Origin of the sequence: Micromonospora sp. NPDC093277 (assembly GCF_044765245.1) — a bacterium.
Taxonomy (GTDB): domain Bacteria; phylum Actinomycetota; class Actinomycetes; order Mycobacteriales; family Micromonosporaceae; genus Micromonospora.
The window spans coordinates 1-10,120 of the sequence record NZ_JBIWJO010000030.1 but is presented as its reverse complement, the minus strand read 5'-3'; the positions used below and the strand labels follow the sequence as shown (position 1 = coordinate 10,120).

Annotated in this window: 6 protein-coding genes; 1 reads left to right on the top strand and 5 read right to left on the bottom strand. The window is 72.1% G+C overall.

The features are described from left to right. Positions 1 to 263: 263 nt before the first annotated feature. The 4 genes from pulA to ACIRG9_RS31340 form a co-directional block, all read right to left on the bottom strand. The gene (pulA, locus tag ACIRG9_RS31355) at positions 264 to 5,750 is read right to left on the bottom strand and encodes a pullulanase-type alpha-1,6-glucosidase (protein ID WP_402864099.1); all 5,487 of its coding nucleotides are present in this window, start codon (positions 5,748 to 5,750) and stop codon (positions 264 to 266) included. 155 nt (positions 5,751 to 5,905) lie between these two features. Continuing rightward, on the bottom strand, positions 5,906 to 6,598 hold the full coding sequence (locus ACIRG9_RS31350; protein ID WP_402864096.1) for a cellulose binding domain-containing protein: 693 nt from the start codon (positions 6,596 to 6,598) through the stop codon (positions 5,906 to 5,908). Between the two features lie 89 nt (positions 6,599 to 6,687). Then, the gene (locus tag ACIRG9_RS31345; RefSeq protein ID WP_402864093.1) at positions 6,688 to 7,380 is read right to left on the bottom strand and encodes a hypothetical protein; all 693 of its coding nucleotides are present in this window, start codon (positions 7,378 to 7,380) and stop codon (positions 6,688 to 6,690) included. Positions 7,381 to 7,565: 185 nt separating this feature from the next. Then, positions 7,566 to 8,228 carry a hypothetical protein gene (locus tag ACIRG9_RS31340; protein WP_402864090.1) on the bottom strand — a complete coding sequence of 221 codons (663 nt, stop codon included), beginning with the start codon at positions 8,226 to 8,228 and terminating at the stop codon, positions 7,566 to 7,568. A gap of 19 nt (positions 8,229 to 8,247) precedes the next feature. Here ACIRG9_RS31340 and ACIRG9_RS31335 point away from each other — a divergent pair, with 19 nt between their 5' ends. Further along, on the top strand, positions 8,248 to 8,433 hold the full coding sequence (locus ACIRG9_RS31335; RefSeq protein ID WP_402864087.1) for a hypothetical protein: 186 nt from the start codon (positions 8,248 to 8,250) through the stop codon (positions 8,431 to 8,433). Between the two features lie 12 nt (positions 8,434 to 8,445). On the opposite strand, the gene ACIRG9_RS31330 is transcribed toward ACIRG9_RS31335, so the two are convergent. Beyond that, positions 8,446 to 8,814: an ArsC/Spx/MgsR family protein gene (locus ACIRG9_RS31330; RefSeq protein ID WP_402864084.1), complete on the bottom strand. Its 369-nt coding sequence runs from the start codon at positions 8,812 to 8,814 to the stop codon at positions 8,446 to 8,448. Between the last annotated feature and the right edge of the window lie 1,306 nt (positions 8,815 to 10,120).

The following is a 10,120-nucleotide window of genomic DNA, read 5'->3' as shown; positions in this document are numbered from 1 at the left end:
ACAACGACGGCAAGGTCAAGCTGGACGACGAGTCCACCGTGATCAACAACGACCCGACCAACTGCGCGGGCACCGTCCGCGACTGCTTCAACTGACAGCGGGTACGGCGGGTAACTCAGCCGGTACGTACCAGCCAGATTCCTCCGGCCCTGCTCGGCAACGATCCGCACGGATCGCCCGGGCAGGGCTGGAGGGTGTCAACCCGTACGCGGGAGGGCCCCCATCCGAGCGAGGCGGCTTGGGGCCCTCCCGTCGTCGTGGTGCTACTGCCCGACGAAGACCGCGACGCTGCGGGCCGGCACGGTGAACGTGCCGGTGCCCGGGTCGAACGACGCGGTACGCAGCACCGGGTCAGCTGACGTGCGCAGCACCGGGTGCAGCGACACGTCCGCGCCGCGCAGCCCGGTGACTCGCTGCGTCGCCGCCTGCGCGGTGGCGTTGAAGACGACCGTGACGGACTTCCACGTCCGGTCCAGGCCCCGGCCGTCGATGGTCATGGTGAGCACGCCCGGGGTCTCGGCGGTGCCGGAGAGTGGGAAGGCGACCCGCTGCTGCACCTGGTCCGCGGTGGTCAGCCCGAAGACCGGCGAGGACCGCCGGATCTCCAGCAGCTCCGCGTACCGGCTGTCGGCCAGGTTGATCGCCGCGCAGTCCGGCACCAGCTTCGGGTCGGCCAGCAGCGGTCGGGCGTACGACCACTTGCTCTGGTTGTCCGCCGCCGGCGGGAGGCCCGCGCCGAACCCGTTGCCCTGGGCACAGTCCCACCGGATCTGGTTGAACCAGTCCCCCGAGTTGTACGAGTTGCGGTCCAGCGACTTCGAACGCAGCCGCTCCGAGCCGGCCGTCACGAAACCGGTCCCCTGCCCCATCACCACGGTGCCGAGGGCCAACACCTGCATCCGGGCCCGGTCCGCGGCCGAGGTCCCCTGCGGCAGCTTGTACGCCAGCGCGTCGTACAGGATCTCGTTGTCGTGCGCGTCGACGTAGGTGACCGCCTCGCCCGGCGCGGCGGTGTAACCGGCCGGCGAGCCGTTGTAGTCGACCTGGGCGCCGGTGACCTGCCGGCCGGACGAGTCGGTGAACCGGTAGTCGCGCAGATTGCCGGCGAGACCCACCTTGATCAAATCCTGCTGGTGCAGCAACCGGGCCTTCTGTTCCGCCGCCGACCCGTTGACGCCGTCACCGTTCGGGTCGCTCCACAGCCCGGACGCGAAGCCCTGGATCCGCGGGTTGTCGTCGAACGGTCCGCCACCGCGCACCGCGTCGCGGAGCCGGTCGTTGAATGTGCCGATCCCGGTGCCCGCCATGTTGGCCTGGGTGGCCTGCACGAACCGGGCGTCGCCCGCGACCTCGCCGAAGTCCCAGCCCTCGCCGTAGAGCAGGATCTTCTTCCCGTCCACACCGTCCTTGGCCACGGTGAGCCGGTCCAGCGCAGCGCGTACGGCCAGGATGTTCGCCTTCGGGTGGTGACCCATCAGGTCGAACCGGAAGCCGTCCACCTTGTACTGCCGGGCCCACGTGACCAGGGAGTCCACCACGAGCTTGCCCATCATGGCGTGCTCCGGGGCGGTGTTGGCGCAGCAGGTCGAGCTGGCGACCGTGCCGTCGGGCAGCAGCCGCTGGTAGTAGCCCGGCACCACCTGGTCGAGCACCGACTTCGGGTCGGTGCCCGCGGCCGAGGTGTGGTTGTAGACGACGTCCATCACCACCCGCAGGCCGGCCTGGTTGATCCCGGCGACCATCTGCCGGAACTCGGTGGTCCGCCGCGCACCCGCCGGGTCGACGGCGTAGCCGCCCTCCGGCACGGTGTAGTGCAGCGGGTCGTACCCCCAGTTGTAGCCGTCGGTGTCGGCCACCGCCGCGACGCACTTCTGCTGCCCGTCGGAGTCCGGCGGCAGGGCGGCCAGGTCGCAGCCGGGCTGCCGCTGGTCGGCCCGCTTCTCGGGGATGGTGGCGAAGTCGAACGCCGGCAGCAGGTGCAGGTAGTTGACCCCCGCCTCGCCGAGCGCCGCGAGATGCTTCATGCCCGCCGTGTCCGGGTCGGTGAAGGCGAGGTAGCTGCCCCGCCGCTCGGCCGGCACGGTGTCGTCGGCGACGGAGAAGTCCCGGACCGACAGTTCCTGGATCTGCGCCTGCGACGACGGCACCGCCGCCGGCTTGCGCAGCTTGGCCCAGCCGGCCGGGGCCAGCGCCGGGTCGTCCAGGTCGACGATCTGGCTGTGCGTCGAGTCCGGCGCGAGGGCCACCGAGTACGGGTCGGTGACCGACGCGGTGACGATCTTCTGCGCCGCCGGCTGCCAGGCCTCGACCTGGTAGCGGTAGTACTTCCCGGCCCACGCCTTGGTGCCGCGCACCGACCAGACGCCGGTACGGTCGTCGCGGTTCATCGACACCGTCGCCGGCTGCCCCTGCGGTGAGTCGAAGAGCTGCAGCGACACGGTCCGGGCGGTCGGCGCCCAGACGGCCAGGGTGGGCGTCTTGCCAGCGAACGTCGGCCCGAACTCGGCCGTGGTGGCGGCCCGGTAGACGTCGTCGAGCACGCCCGGGATCTGCACCCCGGTCGCGCCGAGCAGCTGCCCCTGCGCATCGCGCTCGGTCACCACGAGCTGCCCGCGCAGCGCCGCCGGCACCTTGGCCAGGTCGGCGCGGTCGAGAGTGAACGTGTGGTAGTCCCACAGGTGCGGCCAGGCCGCCCGCTGGGCCTCTGTGAGCCCGTTGCGCTCGGCCCGCAACGGCAGCGTGCTGTACGACCCGGTCAGCTCGCCGTCGACGACGCTCAGCCCGCCGGTCGGGGCGGCGACCAGGGCGTACCGCTTGCCGTCGGTCGGGCCGGTCTGCCAGGCCATCGTGGACCGGTCGATCCACTGCGCCTTCTGCTTCGTGATGTCGAGGTCCTTGGCGACCCCGGAGGAGGTCGACGGCAGCAGCCGGCCCTTGACCCCGGCCAGCAGCCAGACCTCGTGCCCGGCGGTGGCGAGGTCGAGCCGCTGGTCCTCCGGGTGGTCCTTCTCGTCGCCGCGGTGCACGATGTAGTTCAGCCCGGTGGCCCCGGCGGCCAGGGGCACCCGGAACACCGCGCCGAAGGAGTCGATCTTCTCCGGCTTGAGCGGGCTCCCCCAGTCGGTCGGGTTGGCCGCGCCGTCCCACAGGTGCAGGCCCCAGCCGTCGTAGTTCCCGTCCGCCTTGCGCCAGTGCAGGACCGCGGTGTTCTGGTCGGCCGGCGGGTCGGGCTCGCCGGTGGCGGCCTGCCGGGTCGGGTACACCGCCGGGTCACCCTGCTTGACCCAGACCTCGCCGGTCTGCGTCACGTCGATCGTGCGGTCGTTCTCGACGTCCTTGGCGCCGTTCCGGTCGACCACGAGGAATCCGACCGACTTCGCCCCCGGGTTCAGCTTCACCCAGGCGAACCGGCCGAACGAGTCCTCGCCGGCGAACGGCTGCCCCGCGGGCCAGTCGGTCTGGTACGCCGGGTCGATGTCGCCCCAGGTGTAGAGGCCCCAGTCGGCGTACCCCCCGGCCGGGCGCTGGTAGTGCACGATCGCCCAGTCCCGCGACGGGCTCTGTGCCGGAGTGCCGACCACGCCGGTGGCCAGGGTGCTGGCGACGCGACCCTTGCCGTCGCGGACGACGGCCTTGTACTGGATCTCCGTCCCGCCCGGCAGGCCGGTCAGGTCGTGGTGGACGGTGTACGGGGCCCGGTGCGCGCTGCCCAGCAGGGTCCACTTGCCGCCGGGCACCCGGGCGGCGAAGGTGACGGTCGCGAGGGGGTCGCCGGTGACCTGAGCGGTGACGGCGGCCCGGGTGGCGACCGGGGTGTCGCCGGGCTCGGTGACGGTGATCTTCGGGCCGGCGCCGGCCTGCGGGATCGCCCGGTCGGCCCGGAGCACCACGGCCGACCTCGCCGGCACCGTCACGCTCAGCCTGCCATCGGCGCCGGCCGTCGAGCTGCCGGCACCGCCGTACACGCCGGTGAACGTGGCACCGGCCGACCAGGTGTCCACGCTGACAGTCTGCGCGGTGCCGGCGTTGTTCACCGCGGCCACGTACTCGACGCGGTCGGCGGGCAGGATCCGGGAGAAGGCGAAGACGCCGGGACCGTCGGGCGCGTACCGGGTGACCTGGATGCCGTCGCGCAGCGCCGGGTGGGCCTGCCGCAGCCGGCCAAGCTCCGCGATCGTCCGGTAGAGCGGGTGGGTGGTGTCGTACTGGTCGCTGGCGTGGGTACGGGTGGTGCCGATCAGGTCGTCGTCGAGGTAGTCCGGCGTGCGGCTGGCGAACATGTCCTGACGGGCGTCCTTGTCCCCGCCGGGGCCGGTGAAGCCCTGCTCGTCACCGGAGTACACGACGGGCTGGCCACGGGTGAGGAACATCAGCTGGTGGGCGAGCTGGTCGCGGCGCAACTGGGTGGCGTCGTCCCCGCCGGCAGCGGCGATGAACGAGCCGATCCGCCCCATGTCGTGGTTGCCGAGGAAGGTGGTCAGCCGGTTGGCGTCGGTGTCCCGGGCGGCGTAGAGGTCGTCCCGGGCGTACACGTCGGCGACCGCCTTGGCCGAACCGCCGGCTGCGGTGTAGCCGCGCGCGGCCTCCTGGAAGGAGAAGTCCAGCGTGGCGGGCAGGCCGCCCTGCCGCACGTACGTCGACTCGATCTCCTGGTCGGCGCTGTAGACCTCGCCGAACATGAAGAAGTCCTTCTTGCCGGCCCGCTGCGCGGCGGCGTTGATGCCGGCGGCGAACTGCGGCCAGAAGTCGAGGTTGGTGTGCTTGACGGTGTCGAGGCGGAACCCGTCGACTCCGGCCCGTGTGATCCACTGTGCGTAGATGTCGGTCATCCCGCGGACCACCTCGGGCCGCTCGGTCCACAGGTCGTCGAGGCCGAAGAAGTCGCCGTACTCGCTGTTCTCGCCGGCGAAGGTGGAGTCGCCCCGGTTGTGGTACATGGTCGGGTCGTTCAGCCACGCCGGGACCTTGACCTTCGCGTCGGCCGCGCTGGCAAAGGTCGGGGTGTACGGGAACGACTTCTCGTTGACCTGCGGGAAGTCCCGGCTGCCGTCGGCGTGGTTGCGGTCGTCGAAGGGCCGGCCCTGCGCGTCCCGGTACGGCGCGGTCTTCTTGTCGACGTAGCCGTACCTGTCCTCGGCGAACTTGATGACGTCCGCGGTGTGGTTGGCGATGATGTCGAGGTAGACCTTGATGCCCCGCTGGTGGGCGAGGGTGACCAGGCGCTTCAGCTCCTCGTTGCTGCCGAAGTGCGGGTCGACCTGGGTGAAGTCGGTGATCCAGTAGCCGTGGTAGCCGGCGGAGACGTCCGCGCCGCTGCCCTGCACCGGCCGGTTCTTGAAGATGGGGGCCATCCAGATCGCCGTGGTGCCCAGGCCCTGGATGTAGTCCAGCTTGTCGATGAGTCCCTTGAGATCGCCGCCGTGATAGAAGCCCTTGTCCGTCGGGTCCAGGCCGGTGGTGAGCCGGTCGCCGGTCAGGCCGCCGGTGTCGTTGCGCTGGTCGCCGTTGGCGAAGCGGTCCGGCAGGACGAAGTAGAACTGCTCGGCCCGGGCGGCGTTGCTGCCGGCCTTGAGCAGCGCCTCGGCGGACGGCTCCTTGCTCCACTGGGGCGCGCCGGCGGCCGCGAGGACGTCCGGGGTCACGGCACGGTCGCCGGCCTGGGCGGCGACCTGGGGTACGGCGACGAGGGTGAGCGCGGCGGAGGTGATCAGGGCGAGCAGGGCCTTGGCGGATATCGGCGGGGGTTTCATCGACGGCCTTTCTCTGGTCGCTGATTCGCCCGCACGCTAGCTCTTGCCGAAACATTCTGCAATAGTTTGCAAACCGAGTCGTAACAAAGCAGCGGGCTTGCACAAATGGCATGCTGAGCCCCGGCCCGCCACAACGCGAGCCCCGGTCGCGACCTTCAGCGGCCGGCACACTCCATGGTGCCGACCAGGCAGCTGGCCGGCTGACTGTCGCCGGTCTTCTCGATGTGGAACCGCAGCGCCACCGACGCCCCCGGCGCCAGGTCCACCCGGCTGCGGTACGTGAAGACCCCGTCGGCGAAACTCGCGGTGCCCTGCTCCGCGCTCTCCACCCAGGACGACGTGAGGCGGCCCCGCGGGAAGCTCAACGTCACCGTCCAGCCGCTGGGCCGGTCACCGCTGTTGACCAGCAGCACCTCGCCGATGAAGCCACCATGGAACCGCTCCACCTCCCGGTACCGGCCGGTGACCGGCGACGGCTCGGACGAGGCGATCCGTGCCGCTGGCGGCGCGGCCGAGGAAGGGGCGGCTCGACTGCCCGCGGTGGCGCCGGCCGACAGGCTCGGCGTGGGTCGACCCGGCAGCACGACGGGCGACTCGGGCGACGGCCCGCGCGGCACCGGCGTGCCGTCCGGCCTCGGCGGGGACGAGGTCGTGGCCGCCGTCGACAGCTCCGGCAGCGGCATCACCGGCTCCGGCGGCGTGCCGTCGGCGTACGTCCGCCGGCCCCGTGCCGCGCCGAGCGCGACAACCAGCAGCACCACCATGACGATCACGCCGATCGAGACGACGATCCAGGGTGAGGAGATGATGGTGGCGCCCGGTGACGGGCGTACGCGACGCGTGCCCATGGTCCCTCCCCTGTCGAATCGGTCGGGCGAGCGTAGCGATCAAGCAACGACGCCGGAAGCACCGGGCTGTCAACCTTTGGCGGACATGCTCAGCCGAGGACGCAGTCCGTCCCGTTGACGGTGCACCCACCCGGCTGGTCACCGCTCCCCATCCGGCCGAACCGCAGCTGCACGGTGATGCTCTGTCCCGGCCCCAGCGGCCCGGCTCCGCGCAACTCGAAGACCCCGTGGCCCGGCCTGTCGACCGAGACCCCGGAGCCGGACGTCGCCCGCACGCTCTTCACGTTGCCGGCGAACTGCAGCTCCACCACCCACTCCTGGCTCCGTCCCGAGCCGTTGGTGACGGTCAGCCGGGCCTCGAACGAGTCCCGATCGCTCGCGGTGGCCGCAAAGCGGGCGGTGACCCTGCCGTTCGCAGGCGCCACCGACGGAGCTCGCGCCACCAACGAGGCGGGCGCCGACGGCGAGGGCCGGACCGAGGTTGCCGTCGGCGACGGGCTGACGCTGGACGGCACCGACGGCGAGGCGGTGACGCCGGTGGCAACCAACGGCGCTTCGGTTTCCGGGCCGGCGGAGGCCGCCGCACCGACGGTCGGCAGACGCGGCGGCGGGGCAGGGGCCGAGAACGTCTGGTGCTCCTCCCGCCGCATCGACAGCAGCGCGATCACCAGCAGGCCGACGAACAGACCGACACCGAGCATCACCACGATCCACGGCCACGACATCACCATCCGCGATGCCGACCGTGCCGCGAAGGGCTGTTCCGGTCCGGCGCTCGTCACGTCGTCTCCCTCGTCGTCGCCGACCCGCGAGCGTAGCCACGGTGGCCGGCCCTGACCAGCGGCGGCGCCGCGATCCGCCCGTCCGGTCAACGGGACGCGGAGAACGGACGATCGGGGCGCGCCGGTTCGGCCCGCCACCCGGCCCCTCCGCCACCCGGAAGCCGACGGCCGGCCGACGGACCCGGTCAGCGTGGCGGGATGCGTACCTCGATCTCCGTCCCGAGTTGGGCGCCCCCGGCCAGCTCGAGGTCGTCGCCGCTCCAGAACCGTCCCGGGTCGTACCAGTTGGGCCGGCGGCCGGCCGGCAGCAACCCCATGGCCTCGTAGGTCACCGCCACCACCTCGGCGCAATACGCGGTCTCCAGCGCCCGATCGGGTACCGGCGCACCGCCGCCCTCCTGACTGGACGGCGGCCGACGGCGCAGGTTGGGCACCCGGCCCCGCGTCCAGCGCCAGGCGAGCTGGGCGGTGGACGGGAACGGGGTGCCGTCGAGGCGTGCCACGGTCCGCAGCACCGCCTCCTCCATCGCGGTGTCGGCCGGCGGTTCGAGCTGGCGCAGCCAGGCCCGCTGGCCGTACCGGTTGGCCCAGACGCAGACCGCGTCGCGCAGGTCGTGCAGCTGCACGCCGCGCTGATGGGCGCCGGTCCACATGTCCGGCAGCGACCGCCCCAGCTCGGCGTGCCACATCAGCGGCGGCATGTCGTCCAGCACCAGCGCCATGCCGACGTGGTTGACCGGACTGTTGGTGGTGAACTGGATGGCGCGGTCGGGCACGCTGCGCCCGCGGAACACCCACACGTCTCCGGTCCGGGTCAGCTCCACGGCCTCGTCCAGGCTGATGCTCACAGAGGACTACCCTAAGCCGATGCGGCAACGGATACGGTGGTGGAAGGTGCTCGGGCTGGCCGGCCTCGCTGGCGTCGCGGCGACCGGGGTGGTCGTGGCCCGGGCGGAGCGGCGGCGCCGCGCGTACACCCCGGACGAGATCCACGACCGCCTGCGCGAGCGGCACGCCCGCGCAACCGGGCCCGCCCCCGACGACCAGCCCTGACCGACCCGCGGCTCACCGGTCCGCGCGGCGCACCGCCTCGTCCAGGGCCTCAGGGGTACGACCGACCAGCGCGCTCCCGTCGTCCAGCAGCAGGATCGGACGCTGGATGAGCTCCGGGTGCTCGACCATCGTGGCGACCCAGCGCGGCTCGGCCGCGTCGTCGCGCGGCCAGTCCGCCATGCCCAGGGCCGCCGCGGCCGGCTCGCCGGTGCGGCAGATGTCCCAGGCCCGCGCGTCCAGTCGGCGCAGCACCTCGGTCAGCTCAACCGTGCTCGGCGGCTCCGTCAGGTACGCCCGCAGCCGGTAGGGCACCCGCGCCTCGTCCAGGGTCGCCCGGGCACCAGCGCATTTCGAGCAGGAAGGGTTGTGCCAGATCTCCATCCACACCATGTTGGCACACCGCCCGCTCCTCTCCTGTGGACACTCGATCGGACCATCTCCTAACCGCCCCCTGCTTGCCCCTGACCGCTCCTGACCGCCCCCTGCTTGCGCGCCGCCCGCCCGCTTGCGCGCCACTCGCCCGGTTGCACGCCCTGATCCACTCCACGTGCCGCAAATGGTGGTCTCCCACGCCTGGGAGACCACAACATGCCGCATCCCGGAGTCACCCCAACATGCCGCGCCCCGCCCAAGCGCGACCCCCTCGGCTACTGCGCCCTGACCCGCCCGCTTCGCACGCCCCTGATCCACTCCACGTGCCGCAGGCGGTGGTCACCGACCCTCGGAAGACCACCACATGCCGCATCCGAGTCACCCCAACATGCCGCGCCCCGCCCAAGCGCGGCCCCTGGGCTACTGCGCCCTGGCCCGCCCGCTTCGCACGCCCCTGATCCACTCCATGTGCGGCATGCGGTGGTCACCGGCCTCCGGGAGACCACCACATGCCGCATCCCGAGTCACCCCAACATGCCGCGCCCCGCCCAAGCGCGACCCCTGGGCTACTGCGCCCTGACCCGCCCGCTTCGCACGCCCTGATCCACTCCACGTGCCGCATGCGGTGGTCACCGGCCTTCGGAAGGCCACCACATGCCGCATCCCGGGTCACCCTCTCCGGGCGGCGCGCGCCGCCTGCGCCGAATGTCCGGATCACTTGGGTGGGCACGCTCTCGACCGGGGCCGGTCCGGCCATCCCCTGCCCACACCCCGCCCGCCCGCGATCCGGCGTGTCGATCATGAACTTGCGGCACCCGTTCCATCCCGATCGGCGCTTTTGTCTGATTCCACTAGTCCCATGATCGACGCCACGACGTCGGCGGCCCCTGCAGGTGTGGGCGGGGTGGGTGATTTGCGGCGGGGTGTGCCGTGGCCGAGGCCACCCACGGGGCGGAATCATGCCGGGGGCGGGGGCGTTGTACAGGGCAGACCGCGTGCAAAGCCGGGCCCGACCCGCGAGCCGGGCCGGAATGATCGGCCAGCCGCCGTCGTTACACCCCCCGGGCCACCCGAGCAGGCCACACCGCCGAGCCGGGCCGGAATGACCGGCCACTGGCCGTCGTTACACCCCCCGGGCCACCCGAGCAGGCCACGCCGCCGGGCCCACACCCCCAAAGACTTTCCCCCTTCACGCGACACCCGCACCCCCCATCGCGGGCCCTGTCGCGTAACCCCCGAACGAAAGGCTCTGATCATCATGCGTAAGAACACCATGCTGCGTAACACCGTCCTGACCGCTGCCGGCATCACCGCC